Genomic DNA, 24663 nt, shown 5'->3' with positions numbered 1-24663 from the left:
CTTCAAATTCAGAAAATTAATGGTGATTGTGCCGGGCGTAAATCAAAAATTACTTGACCGCGATCAAGGAAGGATAGCGGTATTTTTTGGAAGATAGCCTGGTATTCCGTCCGCTCGGCTCCAGACCGGACGGAGCATCGCATCACAGCTTAATTTGAGGTGCTCATGAGCGCATTTCTTACCAAATCAATGGCGCGCAACATCTTCTACGGTGGCACTCTGTTTTCGGTGCTGCTGTTTCTGGCGCTGACGCTGCACACCACCTGGACGCTACCCAAGCGCGACCACCGCGAAAACTTGACCGAGCAAGTCGCCCGCGGCAAGCATCTGTGGGAAACCCGCAACTGCATCGGCTGCCACACCCTGCTGGGCGAAGGGGCTTATTTCGCGCCGGAACTGGGCAACGTCTACAAGCGGCGCGGCGGCGATTTCATCAAGGTCTGGATCAAGGCGCAGCCCACCAAGGTACCGGGCCGCCGTCAGATGCCACAGTTCAATTTCAGCGACCAGCAGTTGGACGATCTGGTGGCTTTCTTGAAGTGGACCTCGGAAATCAATACCGAAAACTGGCCTCCGAACATTCAAGGCTGAGTCTTGGCGTTCACCACAGAGGAAAAGATCATCATGCAACTGCTGCAATATAAATCCCAAGCGGTGGCTAAGCCTTACTTCATCGCCGCGATCGGTCTGTTCGTCGGGCAAATTTTGTTCGGCCTGATCATGGGCCTGCAATACGTGGTCGGCGATTTTATGTTTCCGGCGATTCCGTTCAATATCGCCCGGATGGTGCACACCAACCTGTTGATCGTTTGGCTGCTGTTCGGCTTCATGGGCGCGTCTTATTACCTGGTGCCGGAAGAATCCGAAACCGAACTGCACAGCCCGCTGTTGGCGTATGTGATGTTCTGGATTTTTTTGGTGGCCGGGGCGCTGACGATCGTCGGTTATCTATCCGTACCCTATGCGTCGCTGGCCGAGATGACCGGCAACAATATTTTAGCCACCATGGGCCGCGAGTTTCTGGAGCAGCCCTTGCCCACCAAACTCGGCATTGTGGTGGTGGCGCTGGCGTTTCTGTACAACATCGGCATGACCGTTCTCAAGGGCCGCAAGACCGCCATCACCATCATTCTATTGACCGGTCTGATCGGTTTGGCGCTGATGTATTTGTTCGCCTTCTATAACCCCTCCAATCTGGTCAAGGATAAATATTTCTGGTGGTGGGTGGTGCATCTGTGGGTCGAAGGGGTTTGGGAATTGATCCTGGCCGCCATCCTGGGCTTCGTGCTGATCAAGATTACCGGGGTGGATCGGGAAGTCATCGAAAAATGGTTGTACGTGATTATCACGCTGGCTCTGGTGACCGGTTTGGTCGGCACCGGCCATCATTATTACTGGATCGGCGCGCCGGGTTACTGGATATGGTGGGGCGGTTTCTTCTCGGCGTTGGAACCGCTGCCGTTTTTCGCCATGACCATCTTCTGCTTCAACGTGGTGAACCGCCGCCGGCGCGAACATCCCAACAAAGCCGCCACCTTGTGGGCCTTGGGTACGGCGGTGATGGCCTTCCTGGGCGCGGGCGTATGGGGCTTTCTACACACCTTAGCCCCGATCAACTACTACACCCACGGCACCCAGATGACCGCCGCCCACGGCCACATGGCGTTTTACGGCGCTTATGTGATGGTGGTGTTGACCATCATTTCCTACGCCATGCCGATCCTGCGCGGCCGTCAGGTCAACCCGGAACGCGCGCAGGTGTTGGAAATGTGGTCGTTCTGGCTGATGACCGTATCGATGGTGTTCATCACCCTGTTCCTGACCGCCGCCGGCATCCTACAATCCTGGTTGCAGCGGATCATCCCCAACCCGCAATCGTTCATGGAGGTGCAGGATCAGTTACATATCTTCTATTGGCTGCGGGAACTGGCTGGCCTGGTGTTCCTGATCGGTCTGGGCGTTTATCTTTACAGCTTCTTTGCCCAGGATAAGCCGCAATCGGTGGAAGCCGGTGAAGCTCAACCCGTAGCGACTTGAGTCCTGCTCGCACGCAAGCCCCTCTCCCAGACGGTGAGAGGGGATGGTATTTTTCAACGACTGTCCGCGCCATGCACCCGTCAGCGCCACCGCAACCACCGGCCATCCCTTACTACGAACCATCCGGCGACGAATGCGCCGTGTTCGAAGCCGCCTGGCGCAACCGCTTGCCGCTGCTGATCAAAGGACCGACCGGTTGCGGCAAGACCCGCTTCGTCGCCCACATGGCGGCGCGGCTCGGTTTGCCCTTGCACACCGTCGCCTGCCACGATGATCTATCCGCCGCCGATCTGGTCGGACGACATTTATTGCACGGCGGCGCGACGGTCTGGTGCGACGGACCGCTGACCCGCGCGGTGCGCGAGGGCGGGATTTGCTATCTGGATGAGGTGGTGGAAGCGCGCAAGGATACGACGGTGGTGCTGCATCCGCTGGCCGACGACCGACGGGTGCTGCCGATCGAGCGCACCGGCGAACTGCTCCGAGCGCCAGCAAACTTCATGCTGGTGGTGTCCTACAATCCCGGCTATCAAAATCTGCTCAAAAGCTTGAAACCTTCGACCCGGCAACGCTTTCTCGCCTTGCGCTTCGATTTTCCCGGACCGGAGCGAGAACGCGCCATCATCATCGGAGAAACCGGCTGCGCCGCCGCCACTGCCGGACAACTGGTCAAACTCGCCAGCGCCTTCCGCGCTTTAACCGAGCACGACCTGGAGGAAATCCCCAGCACCCGCTTGCTGGTTTACGCCGCGCAACTGATCGGCGGCGGAATGGCTGAAGCCACCGCCTGCCGGGTCGCGCTGGTGGAAGCACTGACCGACGACGAAGCGACCGCCGCCGCACTGATGGAAGTCGTCAACGCCAGTTTCGCAGGGTCGAGCTAACCGGAGTCGCGATGGAAGAACACGTCGGCGCGCTCTGGCATCGTTTGATTACCCGCGCGGCCCGTCGCCATTATCCGGCGGCGGCGGTCACTCTCGCCGACATCGAAAAAACCGCCGGGTTGTGGTTTCGGGCGTTCGGTGGCGACCCCGGTTTGCGGGTCGCGGCGGCGGCGGTGACCCGCCACGGCGCGCGGCGGCGCTGGCTGGCGCGCGTCGCCGGGTTGGGCGAGCAAGCCGCGCTGGCCTGTCGGGACGCCGAAACCCTGCAATTGCCGCCCGAAGTGGCGTTGTTCCCACAGCGGGAAGCCAACCGAGATTTGTATTTCTGGCTGATCGCCTTGGCGGGCGCACACGATACGGTCGAGCCCACGACGCCCTGGTGGTGGCAAAACCAACAGGCGACCTCGCTTGTTTTGGCGCACTATCCCGGTCTGCGAGCCCGCTACCAGCATCTGGTCGCCGCTACCCTACCGCTGCGGATCGCGCCGGAACGGCTATCCCCGGATGAAGCCCTGCAAGAAACGCTGTTGCGGCAAGCCTTGCACCACCCCGGCAGCGTCCGAGAGTTACCCGAAGCGCGCCGCCCTGCGCAACCGATCCCGCTTTGGCTTTATCCTCCCGCTCCCAGGACCGCCAAAGCGAACCGCCGAAGTGCCGAAAATCCGGCGGCCGGCGCCAGCAATCCGACGGAGCGCGACCGTCAGCGCCGGCGCGCCGAACAGAGCGATCAGCCAGAGCGACAAAATCCTTTCCTGTTGTCTTTCCGAGCTGAAAGCTTGTTGTCTTGGGCGGAATACGTGCGGGTCAACCGACCCACCGACGACGATCCTAATTCGGATGCGGCGCGCGTGGCGGATAGCATGGAGCTGCTCAGCGTGGCCCCGGACGGCGCTAACACCGCTTCACGAGTCCGCTTCGACCTCGACCTGCCCTCGGCCAGCGAAGATGATCTGCCGTTGGGACCAGGCGTCAAACTACCGGAATGGGACTATCGAAAACTAGCGCTGCTACCGGATTACTGCGGCGTACAAGAACTGTTGGCCCGCCATGCCCCGCCCTGTGAACTGCCGCCGGCCTTGCGCCGCGACGCGCAGCGGCTGCGCCGGCAGTTTGAAATCCTGCGCCCGGCTCGCGGTTGGCGGCGCGCTCAAACCGACGGTGAAGAACTGGATTTGGACGCCTGCGTGCGCCACGCCGCCGATCATGCCCGCGGCAACGATGGCTACGAGCGTGGTCTGTACCGACAGATGGCACGCCAAGAACGCAGCCTATCCTGCCTGCTGCTGGCCGATTTGTCGCTGTCCACCGACGCTTGGATCAACAACAAGGGCCGCGTCATCGAGCTGATTCGGGACAGTTTGTTTCTATTCGCCGAGGCGTTGGCGGTGACCGGCGACCGTTTCGCGCTGTACGGCTTCTCCTCACGCAAGCGCCAGCACGTAAGGGTGCAACGCATCAAGAGCTTCGGCGAACGTTACAACGCGGGAGTGCGCGGGCGCATCAACGCGATCAAGCCCGGTTATTACACCCGCATGGGAGCTGCCGTGCGCTATGGCGCTCGCTTGTTGGGCCAATCGAGCGCCACCCAGCGCTTGTTGCTGCTGCTGACCGACGGCAAACCAAACGATCTGGACCATTACGAGGGCCGCTACGGCGTCGAAGACACCCGAATGGCGCTGTCGGAATCCCGTCGCGCCGGCTTGCATCCGTTCTGCGTGACCATCGATCAGGAAGCCAACGACTATCTGCCTTATTTGTTCGGCAAGGACGGCTTCATTCTGATCCGCCATCCCGAAGCGCTGCCGCGCCAATTATTGCGGCTTTACACCCGTTTGACCGCCTAGGCACCCTTGAGACTGTCAGCCGAAGCACGAAAAAAGCCCGGAAGCTTAGCGATTCCGGGCTTTTTTCGTTCAAACAAGAGGAGGGTCTTGCGCAACGATTGCGCCAAGAGCTTATTTTATAACACTTTTGACGCAATCGAACAGAATCTAATATATCGGCAGCTCCCTGCTTTCCAACCTGCCTCATCCTTATAAAGACGGCGCGGTTGTAAATATGCCGCGATAGGTTCGGAGCGACGGCTCTATGGTCACTCCTTGGAGCGCGGAGTTCGCGCTAGCGAACGACCGCTCGTTTATCCTTTTCCCCCTTTGCCCCTCTCCTATCATCCATGCCTATGCACGGCATCTGGTAATATGCCAATAACATGCCAATGACCCACAAAACGCCTGCGACCTGAAAGCAAGCCCAACGGCATCTTTTCGCGGAGCGCGAATGCCGATCTGAGAGTTTCAAACTGAAACATGGCTGTTGATGCCGTTTCAATTTGGAACGTACAACCTCAGGCTCGAACGCAGAATCAGCCAAGTTGCCAGTCCGTAGAAAATACCGAATCCTCCTAGCGCCAACCACACCCATCGCCGAACTTCGCCGGGAATGATGGTTTGCAGGCTGGCAACGCGCCGAAATGGAGCGATGATACCCGCGCCCAAGCCGGTGGCGGCGGCAGCGAACAGGGGCAGGTAGAGCGCATAGCCGACGTAACCGTAACCGGCTTTCAGCAGGCAGAATGGGCAATGATGGTTGGGATTTTCATACACGTACAGCGACAGCAACGCGATGACGGCTGCGATGGCGACACCGAAGCCCAGCAGGCTGCTGGCAGCGAACAATGGTCCCAGGCGGAGCCAGCGCTGAACCATGAGCCCCACGGCCAAAATCAGCCCCGCCGACCCGTAAAACAGCACGAAAGTCGGTCTTGCCGCCAGACCGGCCAGTTCCGCCGCCACCCCCTGCTGGCCGGCGCTGAACAGCGACCCGCAGCAGGAGGTGATGACATCCGGTTTCAGACCGAGGAAATACAAAGTTTGGATGACCAGCTCCAGCGCCGTCAGCGGCGCGATGGCCAGCAACAGACCATATTTCGGTCGCACCAGCGGATAATCGTAGCCTCGGTTGTCGATCCGGTTCAGCAGCAGCCACAGCGCCGCTAGAAAGAACACGGCGATTTTCAACAACAGCGTCGGGAAACCGAAGCCATTGACGTTCAATACGCCGGTGGCGCACATCGCCCCGACGAACTGGCCAGACAGGCTTTCGGCGGCGCCGACGAACAGCAGCAGCGACAGCAGTTCCGCAGCCAGCGCGAAGCCGACCAACGTAGCGATCAGATAGGTTTGCCGCTCCAGCCGCACTTGCAATTCGCTGCCGCTGTCGATATCCCAGCAGCGCAGAATCCGCACGGCGAAACCCCCAGCCAGCAGCAGCGTGCCGGTCACGCTGAGCGCGATGAGGTGCAGGGCGACGATGGCCGGGGCAATCAGCACCGACGATCTCCAGTGATTTGGCCGTCGCGCAACTCGACCGCTCGCCGGACGCGGACCACTTCGAACACCAACGGATCGTGGCTGCTGATCAGCACCGTTCGCCCTTGCGCCGCCAGCTCGCCCAGCAAGGCCAGCGCTTCTCGCGCCGAGGCGCTATCGAGGTTGGCGGTCGGCTCGTCGGCGATCAATATCGCCGGATCGTTGATTAAGGCGCGGGCCAAGGCAGTGCGCTGCGCCTCGCCACCGGACAACCATTCGACCTTGCTGGCGGCTTTCGCGCCCAAACCGAAACGGTCGAGCAATTCCCGCACCGCGCGCGCCAGCTCGCAATAAGGCCGACCGAGGGGATAAGCGGGCAGCATCACGTTCTCAAACACGGTCAATCCCCGAATCAGATTGAATTGCTGGAATACAAAACCGAAGGTATGGCGTCGCACCTCGGTCAAAAATCGTTCCGGCAGGTTGGACAATAAGCGCCCGTCAAGCACGATCCGCCCGCTGGTCGGGCGGGCCAGACAGCCGATCAAGGTCAGCAGGGTGGTTTTGCCCGATCCGCTGGGGCCTTTGAAGACGGTGACGCCGCCCCGCTCCAGGCTCAGGCTGACCTCGCGCAGCGCCCGACATTCGTTCGACCGATCTTGATGGAAGGTTTTACTGACGGTCTGAAGTTCGATCATCCGCGCATCGCCGCGTCGGGATCGGCAATCGCCGCCCGCCAACCGGGAATCAAGGTGGCGACGATGTAGGGCAGTACGGTTATCGCCAGCACGATCAGGATTTGGTACAAATCCGCGGCCGGGGTCAAACGAAAATCGGGATACAGCACCGCCCAGCCTTTCAACACCGGAGCGAACAGGCGGGCGCCACCGTGAAACACTTGCCACCACGCCAGAATATAGCCGGCCAGAAAAGCCGTCAGCGACAGCAGCACACCTTCCCACAGCTTCATCCGCAAAATATCACCGGTTTCCCAACCGATGGCTTTGAGAATACCGATTTCGCGCTTTTCCTCGGCGCTGAGGCCGGCCGCCCTGTCCCACGCCAGGATAAGGAACGCCAGCAGCAGCGCGCCCAGACAGACGAAAGTCATTCCTTCGCGCCAGTCGAACACCGCGTCATACGTCCGCAGGATTTCGGAGCGCAGGATCGGCCGGCTGGCTGGCAAGCCCAGCGCGATCTTTTGCGCGACCGTGCTCGCCTCGCGCGGGTTGCGCACGGTCAAGACCGCATCGGTATAGACCTCCGACGCCAGTTGAAACAGCGTGCGGAAGCCTGTTTCAGACAGGAGCATCAAATCAGCGCTCAGCAGTTCCGAGGCCGGCTCCAACACGCCGACGACTTTGAGCGGCAGCGGCTGGCCATCGGCCGCCCGCAAGCCAAGCACGTCGCCGACGCCGAGCTGGCGCGCCCGCGCCAGCGTCGTACCGATGATGATTTCGCGGTCGGCCAAACGCCGCTCGGGCGCCACCATCAAGGTATAGTTGGCCTTGACCACCGGATCGTAGTAATAACCCCACAGCCGGCCTCGGGCCTCCCCGACCCCGCGGATCTGCCTCAAACTATCCAGCCAAGCCGCCGGTAACAGGTCGTGCCGGCCGGCGATCAGCCGTTGCACGATGACTTCCGGCGCACCGTGCAGCAGCACTGCTGCTTCCCGACGCAATCCTTGACTGAGCAGCAGCACCGAGGCAAACAGAAACACCAACAGGGTATAAACCAGCAGCAGGCCAAGATTGCGGGTCTTGCGCCTGAATAACGCCGCCAGCGTGTAGTCGATCAGGTATTTCTGCCGTTCAAAAAAAGAGCGCATCGTGGATTCAACAACAGGTCGGCCGGTCGCGAATATTGTCCCCCATAGAGGTTTTTATAATGCCGCATTGCCGTGGTCGAAGAATACTTGTTCTAGGGAGCGTTCCCCGATGTAAAAACCCAAGCGAGCTTCATGTCGGGTTCGCCAACCGATCAATCACGGTAAATCAGCCAAACTGGCCGTCAACTCTCGGCTTGACCAGCATGGGTAAGTAACTGATGAGGAAGATTAAAAACGCCGCGATCCACAACAGTTGCGAGATCGCCACCCACATGAGGTAGTGTGTGCTGACCAACAAGGGCACGATAACCCGCACCACCGCACCGGCAATCAGAACCATCAAGGCAAGCGGTACGGTTTGAGGCGGTTTTTGGACGTTCCGGCCGGTGTGGCCCAAGGTGACGCGGGCCATCATGCTGAGAATCATCACACCGATACCGCCGACGCTAAAGGCATGGAGCACGACCAACGCCGGCAGATTCAGCACCGGCGTCAAAGCCATCAGTAAAAAGCCGAAGTTAATGGCGGCGAAGGCGATAAACAGACTCCACAGCAGCGGCTTTTTCCAAATACCCGGTGTATACCAACCCACCAGCCGAACGCAATTGGTAATCAATAGCGCCAGAGCAAGCAGCGCGACCAGCCATTCGTTACCAAGGCCGGCCTCCACTATCAGGAACAGGCTGTATAAGAAGATAATCGCCAGATCCAACTGCTGGGAATTTCTGACTTTTATCGGATAGCCAACACCGGCTTCAATGAAAAACGGAATGACCCGCCGACCCATGAACAGCACCAGTCCGACGATTAAAAACAGTCCGCCGCGCAGGCTGATGAATACGCCACTTTCCACCAGACCCGTCGCGCCAAGATAAAACAGCCCATTCCCCAGCAGCAATAATACGAGAATCGCGATGATTCCCGATTGCTGCCACTGCTTGGCCTTCCTGATGGGCTCAACAATGGCGGCGATCAGGCCCAACATGAACAGCAGATCAAAAAATCCCGCTCCAAACAGCAGTGGCGTGCCGAATAACCACAGTACCCGCGCTGCCACCCATAACCCAAACAGCGCCAACAGACCCACGCCGTGCAGCGTTTGCACGCCCGTCCAGTTCTTGACCGCTGTCAGCAAAAAACCGGCGATGACAGCGACCGCAAAGCCATAGATCATTTCATGGGCGTGCCATTGAAAAATCGAGATGCCGGTTATCGACAACGGCCATTGCCAGAGATAAACGCCCATCCAGAGCAACATCGACACGACGGCAAAAATCGCCGCGCCCAGAAAAAACGGCCGGAATCCCAGATTCCAGATTGCAGATTGCGGGTTAATGGCTGGTGCCCTCGGAACGAGTGATTTTGTTGTAGACGTTGTATTTGCCGACCGGTTTACGCATCGGCAGCCGCTTGACCTCTTTCAAACTCGCCGCGTCGTACACCACCAGCGCGCCGTCGTCTTCCCAGATCGACACCAGCGCATATTTGCCGTCGCGGGTGAATTCGGTATGGGATGACGCTGACCACCCCATCCTTGAGATTGGGCGTCGCCATCACCGGCCGACCTTGATACGTCCATGAGATGCCGGAACCGAGATGCGGCATCCCGGTCAGCGGCAAATCGGCGATTTTGCGGCGCACATCGAGATTGACCACCTGGCCACCGGGAATCGATTTGTCGCCGCCGTCGGCGGGTCGGGCCGCGCCGAGCACGTAAGCGTAGTCCTGACTGAAAAAGAAATCGTCGAGGATGGCGTCGAGCTTGGTCACCCGTGGCGTCCATTGCCCCGGCAAAGCGACCGCTTCGCCCATCTTGTAATCGTGGACGTAACCCTTGAATACCGGTTCGGCTTTGGGGTCGTAGCTCAACTCCCACAGTTCGGGGATGTCCTTGAGCGCGGCGACGAAGCTCTTGCGCGGGGCGGCGTCGTACACCGCCGACACCCGCGACCCTTTGCGCGCCTCGTTCACCACCGGAATGATCCGTTCCAGACTTAAATCGGCCGCTTTCAACAGTACCAGAGTTTGCGGCAGATAGTTGGCCGCCATCACCCATTGGCCGTCGCTGGACACCGCGATGTTGCGAGTATTGATGCCAGCGCGGATTTCCGTCACGACCTTCAGGTTGTAAATATCGAATTTGCCGATCCAGCCGTCGCGCGAAGCAAAGAAGACGTAGCGGCCGTCCGGGGTGAATTTCGGCCCGCCGTGCAGGGCGAAGCGGCTAGGAAAACGGTGAATCGGCTCGAATTTATCGCCGTCCAAAATCGTGACGTGATGGTCGCCCGCTTCCACCACCACGAACAGATTGAGCGGATCAGCCTTGAATACCGGCTTGTCCGGCAGGCTACCCGGTTTGACCGCTTCGTAGCGAGACGCTCGAATTTCGGCCTCGCCCCACTGCGGCGTTACGGCGGGCGGTGTGTAGATGAAATCCGCCAGCGCCTGGATTTCTTCCGGCTTCAACTTGTCCTTGAAACCCTGCATTTGCGTGGCTTCACGTCCGGCGGTGATGACCGCCAGGGCTTCCGGTTTCTTCAACCGCTCCAGATTTTGCGGCAGCAGCGCCGGCCCTAAGCCGCCCAGCCGATCCACACCGTGACAGGCCACGCAATGGTGTTGATAAAGCGGCGCGGGGTCAGGCGCGGCGCTGGCGGCGCTTAGGGTGATTGAGCCAGCAAACAGCAAGACTTTTTTCATGAAACGACTCTCTGGCGCGGCATGTGATAAGGGGTGACGGTCAGCCGTTCGCCGCCGGACGCGACGCCAATTTCCTCGTCATCGAGATAACAGGCGGGGTCTTCGGCCCACGGGTCGCCGGTCAATTGCTGGGCGCGGACGCGGGTGTTGCCGCCGCAGATATCGAAATACTGGCATTGGCCACAGCGACCCTTGACCGGGCGCGGGCTGGCTTTCAACCCGGCCATCAGTGGATCGGAAGTATCCGGCCAGATGTGGGAAAACGGCCGCTCGCGGACGTTGCCGAGCGTGTGATGCCACCACATGGTATCGGGATGGACGTTGCCGAGGTTATCGATGTTGGCGACGTTGACGCCAGAGGCATTGCCGCCCCATTGCGCCAGCTTGGCGCGAATGTGGGCTTCCATCTCCGGGAAACGCCGCCGCACCCACAGCAGCAGATAGACGCCATCGGCGTCGTTGTTGCCGGTGACAAACTCTCGACTTTTACCCGCTTGCGCCGAGCGCCAGCAGATCTCGAATAACAACTCCATCGCCCGCCGCGTCGTTTGATGATGTGCGTCATCCTTACGGTTGCGATTGCCGCGTCCGGCGTAGTTGAGATGGGAAAAATAAAATTTATCGAGCTGTTCGCTTTCCAGCAACTCCAACAGACGCGGCAAGTCGTGAGCGTTGTCCTCGGTCATGGTGTAGCGAATGCCGACCTTGACGCCGCGTTCCTGGCATAAGCGGATGCCGTGTATTGATGCGGCGAACGCGCCCGCCTGCCGACGAAAACGGTCATGGGTATCACCGATGCCGTCCAGGCTGACGCCGACATAATCGAACCCGATTTCGGCGATGCGGTCGATGTTGCTCTGGTCGATCAGCGTGCCGTTGCTGGACAAGGCCACATAAAAGCCTTTGTCCTTGGCGCGCTGGGCGATGGTGAAAATATCAGGCCGTAACAGCGGTTCGCCACCGGATAGAATCAGCACGGGTACGCGGAACGCCTTCAAATCGTCCATGACGGCGAAGATTTCCTCGGTGCTCAACTCGCCGGGAAAATCGGTGTCGGCGGAGATGGAATAGCAATGCTTGCAAGCCAGATTGCAGCGCCGCGCCAGATTCCAGATCACCACCGGGCCGGGTGGGTTGCGCTTCGACCCCAGCGGCGTCGGTCGGGCGATTTCCTGCATAAATGGGGTGATGCGGAACATGCTGCCTCTCCTTCAACCGTGCAGGCGCAGGCCGGTTTTCTTGAGAATTTGGGTGCTGTAGAGGATGGCGCGGGCGCGGCAGGCATCGCCCAGCACGGCGGCGATGCGGTCGGCTTTTGTGGCCACTTCCTCGCGGCTGGCCCCGTGCGCCATCGCAAACAGGTTGTAAGGCCAGTTCGGCTGGTGGCGTGGACGGCGATAGCAATGGGTCACAAACTCCAATGTGCCGACCTGCTCGCCCAAATCGTCCACGAGGTCATCGGCCACATCCCACACGGTCATGCCGTTGGCGGCGTACCCGATCCGGTAATGATTCGGCACCACGCCGATGCGCCGGATCGCACCGGCGTCCAACAAGGTTTGCAAGCCAGCCATCACCGTCGCCGCATCGCGGTTCAATCGAGCCGCCAGCGCGTGATAGGGCTTTAGGGTCAACGGCAACCCGGCTTGAGTGGCGAGCACCAACGGCCGCCATTCCGCTAACCGTTGCCGCGACAGCGCCGTTTTTCCGCTCACACCGGCCGCCGGCTTAGAGCGGTTGACGCCGCTGGCTCCGACTCCAAACCGCGCTTCGATGAAGTATTCCCGCTCCTTGGGGAAATCAAACACCGGCAAGCCGGTTGCTTTAGAGATTCGCCCCACCGCATCCCCCATTTTAGCCGGCGTTTCCGTCGCCAGCACGAACCACATATTCAAAGCGTGATCGCGCCGGTAGTTATGGGCGACTTCCGGGAAGGCGTTGACGAGGGCGGTGATCTGCTCGAAATCAGCTTCCGGCGCTTGCAGCGCCGCCAGCGAAAACGCGCCGCCCAGCCGTTCGATCTGATACAAAGGCCCGAAGCGGGTCAGCGCGCCATCCGCCAGCAACTCCCGCAGCGCCCGCAACACCGCGCCTTCGTCGGTGCCCAATCGTTCGGCCACGACCGCGAAAGGCCGCTCGACCAGCGGAAAACCGCCCTGCCATCCGTCGATCAAACGGCGTTTCAGTTCGTTCACGCCACCGCCTCAAAGCGGCTGACCGCCTGTGGGTTCTCCCCTTTTTCGGAAAGTGGAGCGGTCGGCAGGTAATGCGCGCCCCGCTGGCGGAAGCAGCGGGTGCTGAACAATACGCCATGCGGATAATGGTCTAACTGATGCTGGGCGCGCAGGCGCTCGATCCGTTCCAACACTTCACCGCGCTCGCGGCCGTGCATCATGCAAAACAAGTTGTAGGGCCAATCCGGCAAGCGCCGGGGGCGACGGTAGCAAAGATTGACGCCCGCTTGGCCCGCCAGCGCCCGACCGACCGCGCTCACCTCCGCATCGGGAATATCCCAAACCACCATCGCGTTGGCGCGATAACCGAGTTCCCGATGGCGGACGATGACGCCCAGTCGCTTGATCACGCCCCGCTCCAACCAGTTTCTGGTTTGCTCCAACACCTCGCGCTCGGACCAACCGGACTGCCGCGCCAGCATATCGTAAGGGCGGCTGACCAACGGCAGGCCCGGTTGCAGCGCCGCCAGCAAGCGCCGCTCGGCGTCGCTCAACTCGATGGCCGCGAGTGGTTCGGTCGCCGCCGCTGGCGAGACTGGCGGTTTTCGGCCGCCTTGGCGTAGATCGAAACCCAAATCGATGTGGAAGTGCTCCAGCAACGGCAAATCGAGCACCGGCAAGCCGGTTTTTCGCTCGATGTCGGTCAATACCGCTCGCAAGCGCGCGCTCGATGCGGCGGTCAACACGAACCAAAGGTTGAACGGGTGTTCGCGCTGGTAGTTGTGATTGACTTCCGGATAGTCGTTGATCCAGCCGGCGACGGTCTCCAGCCGCTCCGGCGCAACCGCCAGCGCCGCCAGCGTGCTCGCGCCGAGCCTGCGAGCGGCGATCACCGCGCCGATCCGACTGATCTTGCCCGCGTCCCACAAGCGCCGGAGCGCGGCCAGCACCTCATTTTCCGTCCGACCCAACACGCTGGCGATGCGCCGAAACGGCCGGCTGACCAGCGGGAAATCGCGCTGAAACCGGTTGAGCAAGTCGAGATCGGCGGCGTCCATCGCGACCGCTCAAAACCCGATGCGGTGGGCGCGGGCGGTGAGGAAAATGCCGCTGGGGCTTTCCGCCGGCAGCTCCGCCAGTTTGGCGAAACTGGCGGTGTCGTAGACCACGATCTTGTTATCGTCCCGCGCCGAAATCCACACCGCCTCGCCGCGCGGGGTGAATTCCAGATGCAACACCGCTTTGCCCGGCTCCAGCGTCTGGACGATCTGGCCGGCGAGCGTGTCGATGACCTGCACGAAGCCGTTGTCGGGAAAAGCGAAATTGACCCACACCTGCCGCCCGTCGGGCCGGGCGACCACGAACACCGGCTGGCCACGCACCGCGATTTTTGCCGTTTCCTTCCAGGTCTGGGTATCCGCGACCAAGACTTCATGGCGGCCGATGGCGGGCAGATACACCTGCCGTCCGGCCACCGCCCAGCCGCGCAAATGCGGCATTTTATAAACGGGCAGCTTCTGCTCGCCCTGACCGTAGCCGGCGAGGATGCGCCGGACACCCTGTTGTGGCTGCCAGGTGTCCAGCAGCGCGATGCCGTCCTCGCCGAACAGCCCAGCCAGATAATAACGACCGTCCGGCGTCACCAGTCCGTCATAGGGCGATTTGCCGATGTTGCTGAATTTCTCGACTTTGGGCGCTTTGGGATCGCGCACATCGGCGATCCAGATTTGATCGGCGTCGAACAGTGAATAGATGAAGCGGTCGCCCGGCAGATCGGCGATGCCGACGACTTTCGACAGTTTGCCGTCCTCGCCATAGGCGGCGGGAATATCAGCGACCGGCTCTAACGTGTTGGCGGCAAAGACTTTAAGGCCGCCCGGCTCGTAGTTGGCGACCGCGACCAGACGGCCGTTTTGGGAAATCGCCCCGCCGATGCTGTTGCCGCCTTGCACGATGCGTTTGTCCAGCGTCCCGCGCAGAATATCGACCTTGCTCAAGCCGCCGTCGCGCCCGAACACGTAGGCGTAACGCTGATCGCGCGAGAACACCACCGAGGCGTGTGACAAATCGCCTAACCCGTCCACCCGGTTGATAATGCTGTTGCTGCTGGTGTCGACGATCAGGATACGGCCTGATCCGCGCTCGGCGATGACGCCGAGAGCGCCGGTGCCGCGCAACACTGGCTCGGCGTTCCACGCCAGCAAGGGCCAGGCCAGTAACAGCCAGAGCAACAATCGGACGGTTTTCCAGCCGCTCATTTCGCTTCCTCCGGGAAACCGCGCAGCAGTTGCGCGACGATCCAGTCGGCTTCGGCCTCGGTCATGAAGGGATGCCACGGCGGCATGGCGGTGCCAGGCCGACCGAGCAAGATAGTGTACTTCAAACTAGCGGGCGGCTTATCGCGCAAGTTCCCTGGCAGCAGCGCCGGTCCCAGGCCGCCGCGCAGGGTCAAGCCGTGACAGGAACCGCAATCCTGGCGCACCATGCGGATCAGCTCGCGGGCGCGTTGTGGGGCGAGCGAGGCTGCGTCTTCCGCCAGCGAGCCGCCGGCCATGCCACTTAAAAGCAGCGCGGCCGATCCAAGGCCGAGCGCTTTGCACGAAAAAAGATTCCTCCGCCCCCGCTTCGTACCGGGAGAAGCCCTCTTGGAGATCCACCACCACGGAGGAGTAAAAACCGCTCGATGCCGCTTCATGTTGTTTGCTGATCTGTCCCTCGCGGCGGACGGGTCATTCATGCTTGATCGTCCGGCCGCCGTTGGCCGCGAGCGATGGCCGCAATCAAACCCTTATTTCGCCATTCCCATGACCCAAGCGACCAGGGCCTTGAGATCGTCATCGGGAACCGCCGCGTTGGGCGGCATCGGAATTTGCCCCCACACCCCAACGCCGCCTTTCTTGATCTTGTCGGCCAGCAAAGTCGCCGCGTCGGCTTGACCTTTATATTTAGCCGCGACCTCTTGATAGGACGGGCCGATCACTTTTTTATCGACTTGGTGGCAGGCCAAACAATTGTGCTTCTTGGCCAATTCATCGCTCGCCCGCGCGGCGGGCGCGACCAGCAACGCCAGAGCGATGGCGCTTACATAAGTGATTTTCATCATCCGTTCTCCAGACGCTCAATAAACGTCATGCTGGGTGTTATAAACGTTGAACTTGCCGGTCGGCGTGATCAGCTTCGGGTCTTTAATCACCGTTTTGAGCTTCAAGGTTTTGTCGTCCACCACCACCAAGGCGGATTCCTTGTCCTTGGCGCTCCAGACCGAGAACCAGACCTCATCGCCGGCCTTGTTAAACTCCGGCTGCACCACCCGCTTGGCCCCGTCGCCCAGCCCGGCCCATTCGGCGATGGGCAATACTTGATAGGGCTTATCCAAATTCTGGAGGTCGAACACCGCCACCGATTGACTGATCTTGGCGTCCGGATTTAAAGCGGTGTCGATATACAGATTTTTCGACTTGGGATGGGTCTTGATGAACAGCGAGCCGCCGCCTTGGCCTTTCAGGGTCTGCACCACTTTCCAGGCTTGCGCCTGATGCTGGTCGGGATCGGTGCCGATCAGCGAAACTGATTCATCGCCCAGATGGCTGGTCGCCCACACCGGGCCGAACTTGGGGTGGACGAAATTCGCGCCGCGGCCAGGATGCGGGATTTTGCCGACATCCACCAACGTTTCCAGCTTGCCATCCTGGGTGTCCACCACCGCGATCTTGTTGGATTGATTGGCCGCCACCATGAAATAGCGCTTGCTGGCGTCCCAACCGCCGTCGTGCAAGAAGCGGGCGGCGTTGATTTCGGTGATGCCGAGGTTGTCGAGATCGCTGTAATTGACCAGCAGAATCTTGCCGGTCTCCTTGACGTTGACCACGAATTCCGGCTTGTCGTGGGCGGCCACGATGGAAGCCACGCGCGGCTCCGGATGGTATTCCTGGGTGTCGACGGTCATGCCCCGCGTCGAGACGATCTTCAAAGGCTCCAGGGTATCGCCGTTCATCAGCACAAACTGCGGCGGCCAGTAGGAGCCGGCGATGGCGTATTTGTCCTCGAAACCCTTGGCCTTGGAGGTGTCGACCGAGCGCGCCTCCAGTCCGACCTTGATCTCGGCGACGTTATCCGGTTTTTCCATCCATAAATCGATCAGATTGATCTTGGCGTCGCGGCCGATGACGAACAGATAGCGGCCGGAAGCCGACATCCGCGAAATATGGACCGCGTAGCCGGTCTTGACGATGTTGATGATTTGCTTGGTGTCGCCGTCCACCAGCGCCACTTCGCCGCTGTCGCGCAGCGTGGTCGAGAACAGATTCTCGATATTGTAGTTGTTCATCTTTTTGGTGGGCCGCTTCTCCGGCGGCACCAACACTTTCCAGGTCGCCTTCATTTCCTTCATGCCAAACTCCGGGGGCATGGGCGGCTCCTGTTGGACGTAGCGGGCCATCAAATCGACTTGCTCCGGCGTCATGTCGCCCGAGGTTTGCCAGTTCGGCATCCCCGCCGGCGAACCGTAAGCGATGAACACCTTAAGGTATTCGGTGCCCTTGGCCAGGGTGATATCCGGGGTCAACGGCTTGCCGGTCGCACCCTTGCGCAACACCCCGTGACAGCCGGCGCAGCGCTCGAAATAAATCTGCCGGGCCTTGACGAACTCGGCTTCGGTCATCGGCGGGGCCTTGGGATCGATGTTCTGATGCATCGGCTCGTTGGCCAGCGGCGAGCCGCCGGCTTGATACTTGACCTCGGCCTCGGTGACGCCCTTCTTGGCGGCTGAATCGTCCGCCAGCGCCAGACTGATGGCGAATGGTAAGGTAGCCAGCGCAACGACAGCGTGTTTTAGCGTTCTTTGAATTTTTGGCATGGTTCGCTTCCTAGGCGCCCTCGTAGGGGCCGCAACGGTTGTTGTTTGCATACCGTTTAAGTACGACAATCACAGGTGCCATGCCTTGATTTACATCAAGCTTTCGCTAATACCTTCAAATAATGTAGGGCAATACGAGGGTATCGAACCGAAAAGAGAAATTGGAAAATCCGTGAGCAAGCAACTCAATATCACCAAGCTACTGGCCAACTTACCGCTGTTTCAGCAGTTACAGGACAACGAAATTACCCGCTTGGCGGCGGAAACGCGTGAAGTCAGGCTCGGCAAAGGGCAGATTCTGTTTCAGAAGGGCGACCTGCTGGACGGCTTTTATGTGGTGGTCGAAGGCCAGATCAAGTTGGCTTTCTCTTCACCCCACGGCCAGGAAAAGGTGGTCTCCATCGTCGGCCCCAGCGGAAGTTTCGGCGAGGCGGTCATGTTCATGGAAAAACCTTGCCCGGTCTTTACCCAAGCGCTGGAAGATTCCCATCTGCTGTACATTGCCAAAAGAGGCATTTTCACGGCGATCGATCATGACAGCGCCTTTGCCCGTCGGATGTTGGCCGGGCTGAGTATGCGCTTGCATGGGCTGATCCAGGATGTGGAGGATTATTCACTGCATTCCTCCGCCCAGCGCGTGATCGGTTTTCTGCTCCAATTGGCGGATCGGCCGACCAAAGGCCATACCACCTTTGAACTGCCCGCCAGCAAACAAATTATCGCCTCGCGGCTGAATCTGACGCCGGAGACGTTTTCGCGCATCCTGCACAGCTTGAGCGAAGCCGGCTTGATCGCGGTCAAAAGCAAGCGGATTACCGTACCCGACATAACCCGGCTGAGCCGCTTTGACCGCGCTCCGCTGACGCCGTGCGTCAAAAATGCCCGAGCGCCGCTCAACGGCGAACAAACGCCTCTCGAATGAGCTGCTCCATGATCTGGTGCCAGCGCTGGCGGGTTTTTTGCTGCCAGTATTTAGCGTTGGGCCGGCAATCGAATTTCTGCTTGTAAATCGCCAGTGCGGCGACTATGGCCGCCAACCCCAGCGCCAGTTCGGCCCGTGGAATACCCGCGAACGGCAAGACGATGAGCGATAAAAATATCAAGGCGATGATCCAACCCCAAGGAATGAATAGAAAGTAGCGGATGTCGAACCGGTCGCCATCGCGGCGCACGATCACCCGCATCGGCCAGTCATCTTGCAGCAAATAGGCCCGCCGCCGCAGCTCCAGGCCATTTTCGCTCTCGGCGCAAATGACGAAATTCTTCAACAGCAGGGCGTTGCGCAAGCTTTTCAATTGCGCGGTGCCGCCTGGCACGATGGCTTGAGTCAGGCGGCCCAAATGGTGGATCGTCAATTCAACCGCCATTTCTCAGTCACCCACCGCAATCACCACCTTGCCGGTGGATTTGCGGGAAATCACCTGATTCAGCGCATCGACCGCCCGTTCCAGCGGATACACCGCGGATACGTAAGGTTGAATCGCACCGGCCAGATACCATTGCAACAAAATTCGAAAGCTCTCGGTCATCACTGTTGGATTGAGTTCCGCATAAGCCGGCCAGTTGAGCCCGAGCACATCCACGTTCTTGACCAGTAAGTGGTTGGCGGGGATTTGCGGGACCGCGCCACCGGCAAAGCCGATCACCAGAATGCGGCCCTCGAAGGCGATGCTGCGCAGGGAGGCGTCGAACAGCTCGCCGCCGACCGGATCGTAGACCACATCAGCCCCGCGTCCGCCAGTCAGCTCCTTGACTCGCAGGCGAATATCTTCATGGCTGGTATCGATCAGACCATCCGCGCCATGCTGGCGGGCGACTTGCAGTTTTTCCGGGCTGCTGGCGGTGGCGATGACCGTCGCACCCAATTGTTTGCCGATGACCACTGCCGTCAATCCGACCCCGCCGGACGCGCCGTGCACCACCAGCGTTTCACCCGCCTGCAACCGTGCCCGATGCCACAACGCGATATGAGAGGTGCCGAACACCACCGGAAACGCCGCGCCGTGCTCGTAGGACATGGCGGCGGGCATCGCCACACAACGGTTGACCGCCGCCACCACCTGCTCGGCGTAACCACCCCGCGGGGTGATGGCGATGACCCGTTCGCCAACCGCGAACTGGGTGACGCCCTCGCCCGCTTCCAGCACCTCGCCCGCCACCTCGAAACCCGGACTGAACGGCGGCTCCGGCTGCATTTGATACTGCCCGCGCGTGATCAGACTATCGGCGAAATTGACCCCGCAGGCCCGCACCCGCACTCGCACTTGGCCCGGACCCAAACTCGGCGGCGCCACCGTTTCCAATCGCAACGCGGCGGGCCCGCTCAACTCGCGGCACACGATGGCTTTCATCCGCGAGGTTCTTCATGCAGGGATCGCTTCTCAACAACCCATTTCCTTAACATCGATCGGTAAACCTCTCTCTAAAAAGCGAGAAAATTTTCATTATTTTTATATTTTTTAGTCGGTTAACAAATTCCTGAAGAAAACCAGCCGCTTCTGCCGCGCGTCAAGCTTTTGGCGCTTTTATTTTGCTCCGATCCTCTACTCTTGAAAACCTTCCCTTATTCAAAAAAAACTTTAAAAAATTAACAAAACCTAGACATCAATATAATGGCACATATTTTGCTTAATTCTATTATTAGATACTACTGTATTTTAAATTTGGCTTTTAAGGCTAAAATTCCATTGATAAATGGTTAATAATAAGGTCAAAATTTAAATAAACGATCTCAAAATTATGACTCTCTTAGTGGTCCACTCCAGGCTGGGCAAGCACTGCTTCGAAGTAGCGAATGGTCTGTCGGTGCGCGAAGCCCTCGATATCACCACTTTGCGAGTGCGCGCCGCCTGCGGCGGCACAGGTGTCTGCGGAGCTTGCGTGATACGTCTGGTCGGAGGCGAAGTCTCAGCGCCGACAGTTGCCGAGTATATGAAACTCAGTTCCGACGAACGCGCGGCGGGCGCACGGCTGGGCTGTCAGGTCCGGCTCAAAGGCGATACCGAAATCCGTCTCGACCGGCCTGCGCCCCCCTCACCCTGGAAGAGCATTCCACCGGAAAATCTCCAACCGATCGCTCATGGTCTGCCTGATTTACGCGCTCATACCCTCGGCGTGGCGGTCGATCTGGGCACCACTCAAATCCGGGTCTCCCTCTTGGACCGACGGTCCGGGCGCCGCATCGCCACCCGTCGCGGCCCGAACCCACAAGGCGTTTACGGCGCCGACATCCTCAACCGCCTGGAAGCGGCTCGCGCCAACTCCGCACACGCGGCGGAACTGGCCAAGCGGGTTCGAACCGCCATCCTGCGAGCGGTGCGCGACATCCTGGCTCGCGATATCGGCGAAGTAAAAACCATGTTGGCTGAAATCGGCCAAATTTTCATCGTCGGCAACACCGCCATGCTGGCTTTATTGACCGGGCGCGGCGCCGATACCCTACTCGATCCCGCCCACTGGCAAGGGGCCATCGACTGCCGGCCGCACGATGCCACCTTCTGGCGGGCAAAAGAGGCGCTACCGTGCGCCGAACTGGTGATGCCCGATCCGGTGGCCGGCTTCATCGGCTCCGATCTGGTGGCGGATTTGCTGGCCACCGGTTTGACCGAAGGTCCCGCTGGCGCGCTGTTGTTGGATATCGGCACCAATACCGAAATCGCGCTGTGGGACGGCGCGACTCTACATGTCACCTCGGTCGCCGGCGGCCCCGCCTTTGAAGGGTCCGGCATCCGTCGCGGCATGGCCGCCGAACCCGGAGCCATCGACAGCGTCTGTTCGGTCGACAACCACTACCGATGGCGGACTATCGGTGGTGGCGCACCGCAGGGTTTCTGCGGGTCGGGACTGATCGACGCCATCGCCGTCCTGCTCGCCGACGGCCAATTGAAGCCTTCCGGGCGCTTTGCCACTCCGCCCGGATCGGACGGCTATCCGCTCGATCCCAACCACCCGAATACCGCCATTACCAGCAGCGATATCGATGTGTTTCAACGCGCCAAGGCCGCTACAGCGGCCGCCATGAGCCAACTGTTGATTCAGGCCGGCATGACTTGGAAGGATCTGCGCCGTCTATGCATCTGCGGCGCTTTCGGCCGCACCCTGCGTCTCGAACATGCCCAAGCCATCGGCCTCCTACCGGCCGTCTCTCCCGGCTCGATCGAGCTACATGCCGAGGCTGCCCTGGCCGGTTGCGAACAGGCCCTGCTGTCGTCTGACGGTGCCCGATGTTTTGACGCATTAACGTCCAAAACCAAAATGATCAATCTTTCCCTGCTGCCGGATTATGAGGACCGTTATATCGAGCACCTGCGCTTGCGCCCTATCGCCCTGACCCCGACCACCGGCGCAAAGGCCCTGACCGAACCGACCCGATGAAGGGACTCGCGCGTTCGGAGCCGCGCGACACAAATATCATTAAAATAGTACTAGTGTAAAAAATAAGTTCTAAATTAACAAAATTTACTTGAAATAAAACCCATAGGGTCATACACTATAATCGATAGTAAATAAAGGGATTCGTCATGCTAGATCGCTTCATCAAAGCCTACAACGAAGCCGTCTTCGAAACCGATAAGGAAGCGGCCTTCACTGCGGTGAATACCGCCTTGGCGGAAGGCATCCGGCCAGAAGATATCGTGTTTAAGATCGTCATTCCGGCCGTTGAAGAGATGATGCACAACATCACCAAGGACCCGGACGCCAATCTGGCGCAGCACTTCATGACCGCGCAGATCGCTGCCGAAGTGACTGAAAAGATGCTGGAAAAGTTCGAACATCCGCCCGAAATCATCGGTCGGGTGGTGATCGGCACCGCGCACGGCGACCTGCATTCGCTCGGCAAGCGCATCGTCATGGGTTGCCTGAAGGCGCTGATGGTCGAAGCCACCGATCTCGGCGTGAACGTCCCAGCGGAAAAATTCGTCGATGAAGCCATCGCCCGCGATGCCCACGTCATCGCCGTGTCGGCCATGATGGTCCATACGGCAACCGGCGAGGACGGCCCGCGCAAAGTGCGCCAGCTTCTCAAGGAGCGCGGTCTCGAACAGCGTTTCAAGCTGATCGTGGGCGGCGCGCCCTATCGCTACGACACCGAACTCTACCAAGCCGTAGGCGCCGATTCCTGGGCGCCGGACGGCGTCAATGCCGCACGCGCCATCATCAATCTTATCCAGCAGGTAAAACACCGTGACTCCGCTCAAGATCTTTGAAGCCGCCCTCAACGGCACGCCGGCGCCACGCATCCCCATCTTTTGCAATCTGTTCGACCAGGGAGCGCGCGAGCTCGGCATGACGCAACGGGAGTATTACGCGAAGGGCGAACACGTTGCGATCGGCCAGTTGAAACTGCGGGAGCGCTACGGGTACGACAACGTGTGGAGCCTGTTCTACGTTGGCCGGGAAGCAGAGTTGTTCGGCTGTCGGGAAATCTTGTACGCCGAAGACGGTACGCCCAATGTGGCGGATTTTGTCATCCAACGCTATGACGACATCGCCAAGCTGGAGGTCCCGAACGATATCACCGATCATCCGCTCTGGGCCGAGACCGCCCAGTGCCTGAAAATCCTCAGGCAGGAAGTGGGCGAAACCCATCTGATCTGCGCCTACGTCACGGCTTCGACCACCTTGCCGGCGATGCTGATGGGCATGGACAAATGGCTGGAGCTCCTGCTCATGGGTCCCGTTGACGTGCGCGATGAACTATTGCGCAAATGCTCCGACTTCTTCCAGCAAGAGATTGCCGCTTACCGGGCCGCCGGCGCCAATATCCTGGTTTATGCGACGCCCTTCGGCTCCATCTCTTTCCTCGACCGAAAGCGTTTCAACGCCATCGCCATCCCGTGGATGAAGCGCGATCTGGCACCGGGCGGCGCCAGCAACGTCGTCTATCTCTGCGGCATGGCGCCCTTCAACAGCGTCATCCAGCAAGTGAGGGACGAGCTGGCCATCGGCGTTTACTACATCAGCCCGCTGGCCGATCTTGCCGAGGCGAAAGCCCTCATCGGCACGCGCGGACTGACCTGCGGGGTCATCGACGACATCAAGATGATCCGCTGGACGCCCGAGCAAACCCGCGCGGAAGTCAAGCGCATTTGCGAAATCGGTATGCCGGAACAACATTTTCTGTTCGGCACTGCCCTGATGCCGCTCGCCGTGCCCGAGCCCAACATTCGGGCCATGCTCGATGCCGCCTTCGACTATGGGAGATACGGATGAAAACGATCAAGCTCTCCCTTGAAATTACGGGGTCTTCCCAGCCCTCCTCACCGCAACCTTTGGTCATGGTCGGCTGTGGCATCCTGCACAAGGAAGTCGATTATCTCATCCGAAAAAACGGCTGGAACATCGAAACCCGCTTTCTCGATTCGGCGCTGCACAATTATCTGAATAAGCTTTCCGACCACTTGCACGCGGCGCTCGACACCAGCGCGCGCCAGGGCCGCGAGACGCTCGTCTTCTACGGCTGCTGCCATCCGCGGATGGAGGCGATTCTCGATCACCATCACACCGTGCGCACCCGGGGTCAGAACTGCATCACCATGCTGTTGGGCTACGAACCGTTCATGGCGGCGCTCCAACAAGGCGCTTATTTCCTGCTCGAAGACTGGGCGCTGACCTGGCAGCCCATGATCACCCAATGTTTCGGCGCCAATCTGAACGTGATTCGCGAAATCTTTCACTCCAGCCACAAGTACATCGTCGCCGTTCGCACGCCCTGCTCCAGCAATTTCACCGCCGCCGCCGAGGCCGCCGCCGCGTTCGTCGATCTGCCGCTGGTGTGGATGGATAGCGACCTTTCTCACCTTGAGGCCGTGCTGGCCAGCGCCATCTTCCTCAAGCAAAACACGCCGGCCTGATGCCGTGAACGCGATCGCTT

At 59.9% G+C, this 24663-nt stretch carries 22 protein-coding genes and 1 pseudogene; 9 read left to right on the top strand and 14 right to left on the bottom strand.

From position 1 onward, the window contains the following. Window positions 1-165 precede the first annotated feature (165 nt). The 4 genes from IPK09_01025 (at window position 166) to IPK09_01010 (ending at window position 4765) form a co-directional block, all read left to right on the top strand. On the top strand, window positions 166-591 hold the full coding sequence (locus IPK09_01025; GenBank protein ID MBK7982194.1) for a cytochrome c: 426 nt from the start codon (window positions 166-168) through the stop codon (window positions 589-591). 42 nt (window positions 592-633) lie between these two features. Beyond that, the gene (locus IPK09_01020) at window positions 634-2037 is read left to right on the top strand and encodes a cbb3-type cytochrome c oxidase subunit I (GenBank protein MBK7982193.1); all 1404 of its coding nucleotides are present in this window, start codon (window positions 634-636) and stop codon (window positions 2035-2037) included. 71 nt (window positions 2038-2108) lie between these two features. Further along, window positions 2109-2921 (top strand): CbbQ/NirQ/NorQ/GpvN family protein, encoded by an 813-nt coding sequence (locus IPK09_01015; GenBank protein ID MBK7982192.1) that lies wholly within the window; start codon window positions 2109-2111, stop codon window positions 2919-2921. 11 nt (window positions 2922-2932) lie between these two features. Further along, a complete protein-coding gene (locus tag IPK09_01010) occupies window positions 2933-4765 on the top strand; it encodes a VWA domain-containing protein (GenBank protein ID MBK7982191.1) in 1833 nt (610 codons plus the stop codon). A 480-nt stretch (window positions 4766-5245) separates the two neighbouring features. On the opposite strand, the gene IPK09_01005 is transcribed toward IPK09_01010, so the two are convergent. From IPK09_01005 to IPK09_00950, 12 genes and pseudogenes are all read right to left on the bottom strand, one after another. Beyond that, on the bottom strand, window positions 5246-6250 hold the full coding sequence (locus IPK09_01005; GenBank protein ID MBK7982190.1) for a hypothetical protein: 1005 nt from the start codon (window positions 6248-6250) through the stop codon (window positions 5246-5248). Then, window positions 6244-6927 (bottom strand): ABC transporter ATP-binding protein, encoded by a 684-nt coding sequence (locus IPK09_01000; protein ID MBK7982189.1) that lies wholly within the window; start codon window positions 6925-6927, stop codon window positions 6244-6246. The genes IPK09_01005 and IPK09_01000 overlap by 7 nt, the downstream gene beginning before the upstream one ends. Next, window positions 6924-8060 carry an FtsX-like permease family protein gene (locus IPK09_00995; protein MBK7982188.1) on the bottom strand — a complete coding sequence of 379 codons (1137 nt, stop codon included), beginning with the start codon at window positions 8058-8060 and terminating at the stop codon, window positions 6924-6926. Before IPK09_00995 ends, IPK09_01000 begins: the two co-directional genes overlap by 4 nt. A 166-nt stretch (window positions 8061-8226) precedes the next feature. Next, window positions 8227-9396 (bottom strand): NnrS family protein, encoded by a 1170-nt coding sequence (locus tag IPK09_00990; GenBank protein ID MBK7982187.1) that lies wholly within the window; start codon window positions 9394-9396, stop codon window positions 8227-8229. Next, window positions 9392-10760 (bottom strand): annotated as a pseudogene (locus IPK09_00985) (c-type cytochrome). Before IPK09_00985 ends, IPK09_00990 begins: the two are co-directional and overlap by 5 nt. Further along, window positions 10757-11959, bottom strand: coding sequence for a heme d1 biosynthesis radical SAM protein NirJ (nirJ, locus tag IPK09_00980; protein MBK7982186.1), 1203 nt, complete (start codon window positions 11957-11959; stop codon window positions 10757-10759). Before nirJ ends, IPK09_00985 begins: the two are co-directional and overlap by 4 nt. Window positions 11960-11971: 12 nt before the next feature. Next, on the bottom strand, window positions 11972-12955 hold the full coding sequence (locus IPK09_00975; protein MBK7982185.1) for an Lrp/AsnC family transcriptional regulator: 984 nt from the start codon (window positions 12953-12955) through the stop codon (window positions 11972-11974). Further along, entirely contained in the window at window positions 12952-13992 is a 1041-nt protein-coding gene (locus IPK09_00970) for an Lrp/AsnC family transcriptional regulator (GenBank protein MBK7982184.1), read from the bottom strand. Before IPK09_00970 ends, IPK09_00975 begins: the two co-directional genes overlap by 4 nt. A 9-nt stretch (window positions 13993-14001) precedes the next feature. Beyond that, window positions 14002-15192, bottom strand: coding sequence for a protein nirF (locus IPK09_00965; GenBank protein MBK7982183.1), 1191 nt, complete (start codon window positions 15190-15192; stop codon window positions 14002-14004). Then, on the bottom strand, window positions 15189-15488 hold the full coding sequence (locus IPK09_00960) for a cytochrome c (protein MBK7982182.1): 300 nt from the start codon (window positions 15486-15488) through the stop codon (window positions 15189-15191). The genes IPK09_00965 and IPK09_00960 overlap by 4 nt, the downstream gene beginning before the upstream one ends. 234 nt (window positions 15489-15722) lie before the next feature. Further along, window positions 15723-16034: a c-type cytochrome gene (locus IPK09_00955; GenBank protein ID MBK7982181.1), complete on the bottom strand. Its 312-nt coding sequence runs from the start codon at window positions 16032-16034 to the stop codon at window positions 15723-15725. Between the two features lie 18 nt (window positions 16035-16052). After that, complete coding sequence (locus tag IPK09_00950) at window positions 16053-17789, bottom strand: nitrite reductase (GenBank protein ID MBK7982180.1); 1737 nt, start codon at window positions 17787-17789, stop codon at window positions 16053-16055. On the opposite strand from IPK09_00950, the gene IPK09_00945 reads away from it, so the two are divergent. After that, on the top strand, window positions 17788-18711 hold the full coding sequence (locus tag IPK09_00945; GenBank protein MBK7982179.1) for a Crp/Fnr family transcriptional regulator: 924 nt from the start codon (window positions 17788-17790) through the stop codon (window positions 18709-18711). The two genes, IPK09_00950 and IPK09_00945, sit on opposite strands and share 2 nt — an antisense overlap. Here the strand turns inward: IPK09_00945 and IPK09_00940 are convergent. Both IPK09_00940 and IPK09_00935 read right to left on the bottom strand, forming a co-directional pair. Then, window positions 18683-19156 carry a hypothetical protein gene (locus tag IPK09_00940; protein ID MBK7982178.1) on the bottom strand — a complete coding sequence of 158 codons (474 nt, stop codon included), beginning with the start codon at window positions 19154-19156 and terminating at the stop codon, window positions 18683-18685. The genes IPK09_00945 and IPK09_00940 overlap by 29 nt on opposite strands. A gap of 3 nt (window positions 19157-19159) precedes the next feature. Then, on the bottom strand, window positions 19160-20140 hold the full coding sequence (locus IPK09_00935) for an NADPH:quinone oxidoreductase family protein (protein MBK7982177.1): 981 nt from the start codon (window positions 20138-20140) through the stop codon (window positions 19160-19162). 388 nt (window positions 20141-20528) lie between these two features. On the opposite strand from IPK09_00935, the gene IPK09_00930 reads away from it, so the two are divergent. From IPK09_00930 to IPK09_00915, 4 genes are all read left to right on the top strand, one after another. Further along, complete coding sequence (locus IPK09_00930) at window positions 20529-22163, top strand: DUF4445 domain-containing protein (protein ID MBK7982176.1); 1635 nt, start codon at window positions 20529-20531, stop codon at window positions 22161-22163. A gap of 146 nt (window positions 22164-22309) precedes the next feature. After that, the gene (locus IPK09_00925) at window positions 22310-22996 is read left to right on the top strand and encodes a cobalamin-dependent protein (GenBank protein ID MBK7982175.1); all 687 of its coding nucleotides are present in this window, start codon (window positions 22310-22312) and stop codon (window positions 22994-22996) included. Continuing rightward, window positions 22974-24002, top strand: coding sequence for a uroporphyrinogen decarboxylase family protein (locus IPK09_00920; protein ID MBK7982174.1), 1029 nt, complete (start codon window positions 22974-22976; stop codon window positions 24000-24002). The genes IPK09_00925 and IPK09_00920 overlap by 23 nt, the downstream gene beginning before the upstream one ends. Further along, on the top strand, window positions 23999-24643 hold the full coding sequence (locus IPK09_00915; protein ID MBK7982173.1) for a DUF1638 domain-containing protein: 645 nt from the start codon (window positions 23999-24001) through the stop codon (window positions 24641-24643). Before IPK09_00920 ends, IPK09_00915 begins: the two co-directional genes overlap by 4 nt. Window positions 24644-24663: the final 20 nt, after the last annotated feature.

This window comes from Candidatus Competibacteraceae bacterium (assembly GCA_016713505.1).
Lineage (GTDB): Bacteria > Pseudomonadota > Gammaproteobacteria > Competibacterales > Competibacteraceae > Competibacter_A.
This window is presented reverse-complemented; position numbering and strand designations above follow the sequence as displayed.

What these genes read in the sequence shown, in the direction of transcription:
- IPK09_01025 (MBK7982194.1), top strand. Translation starts at nt 166, where the DNA reads ATGAGCGCATTTCTTACCAAATCAATGGCGCGCAACATCTTCTACGGT.
- IPK09_01015 (MBK7982192.1), top strand. Translation starts at nt 2,109, where the DNA reads ATGCACCCGTCAGCGCCACCGCAACCACCGGCCATCCCTTACTACGAA.
- IPK09_01010 (MBK7982191.1), top strand. Translation starts at nt 2,933, where the DNA reads ATGGAAGAACACGTCGGCGCGCTCTGGCATCGTTTGATTACCCGCGCG.
- IPK09_01000 (MBK7982189.1), bottom strand. Translation starts at nt 6,927, where the DNA reads ATGATCGAACTTCAGACCGTCAGTAAAACCTTCCATCAAGATCGGTCG.
- IPK09_00995 (MBK7982188.1), bottom strand. Translation starts at nt 8,060, where the DNA reads ATGCGCTCTTTTTTTGAACGGCAGAAATACCTGATCGACTACACGCTG.
- nirJ (MBK7982186.1), bottom strand. Translation starts at nt 11,959, where the DNA reads ATGTTCCGCATCACCCCATTTATGCAGGAAATCGCCCGACCGACGCCG.
- IPK09_00970 (MBK7982184.1), bottom strand. Translation starts at nt 13,992, where the DNA reads ATGGACGCCGCCGATCTCGACTTGCTCAACCGGTTTCAGCGCGATTTC.
- IPK09_00965 (MBK7982183.1), bottom strand. Translation starts at nt 15,192, where the DNA reads ATGAGCGGCTGGAAAACCGTCCGATTGTTGCTCTGGCTGTTACTGGCC.
- IPK09_00960 (MBK7982182.1), bottom strand. Translation starts at nt 15,488, where the DNA reads ATGGCCGGCGGCTCGCTGGCGGAAGACGCAGCCTCGCTCGCCCCACAA.
- IPK09_00955 (MBK7982181.1), bottom strand. Translation starts at nt 16,034, where the DNA reads ATGAAAATCACTTATGTAAGCGCCATCGCTCTGGCGTTGCTGGTCGCG.
- IPK09_00945 (MBK7982179.1), top strand. Translation starts at nt 17,788, where the DNA reads ATGGTTCGCTTCCTAGGCGCCCTCGTAGGGGCCGCAACGGTTGTTGTT.
- IPK09_00950 (MBK7982180.1), bottom strand. Translation starts at nt 17,789, where the DNA reads ATGCCAAAAATTCAAAGAACGCTAAAACACGCTGTCGTTGCGCTGGCT.
- IPK09_00940 (MBK7982178.1), bottom strand. Translation starts at nt 19,156, where the DNA reads ATGGCGGTTGAATTGACGATCCACCATTTGGGCCGCCTGACTCAAGCC.
- IPK09_00935 (MBK7982177.1), bottom strand. Translation starts at nt 20,140, where the DNA reads ATGAAAGCCATCGTGTGCCGCGAGTTGAGCGGGCCCGCCGCGTTGCGA.
- IPK09_00930 (MBK7982176.1), top strand. Translation starts at nt 20,529, where the DNA reads ATGACTCTCTTAGTGGTCCACTCCAGGCTGGGCAAGCACTGCTTCGAA.
- IPK09_00925 (MBK7982175.1), top strand. Translation starts at nt 22,310, where the DNA reads ATGCTAGATCGCTTCATCAAAGCCTACAACGAAGCCGTCTTCGAAACC.
- IPK09_00915 (MBK7982173.1), top strand. Translation starts at nt 23,999, where the DNA reads ATGAAAACGATCAAGCTCTCCCTTGAAATTACGGGGTCTTCCCAGCCC.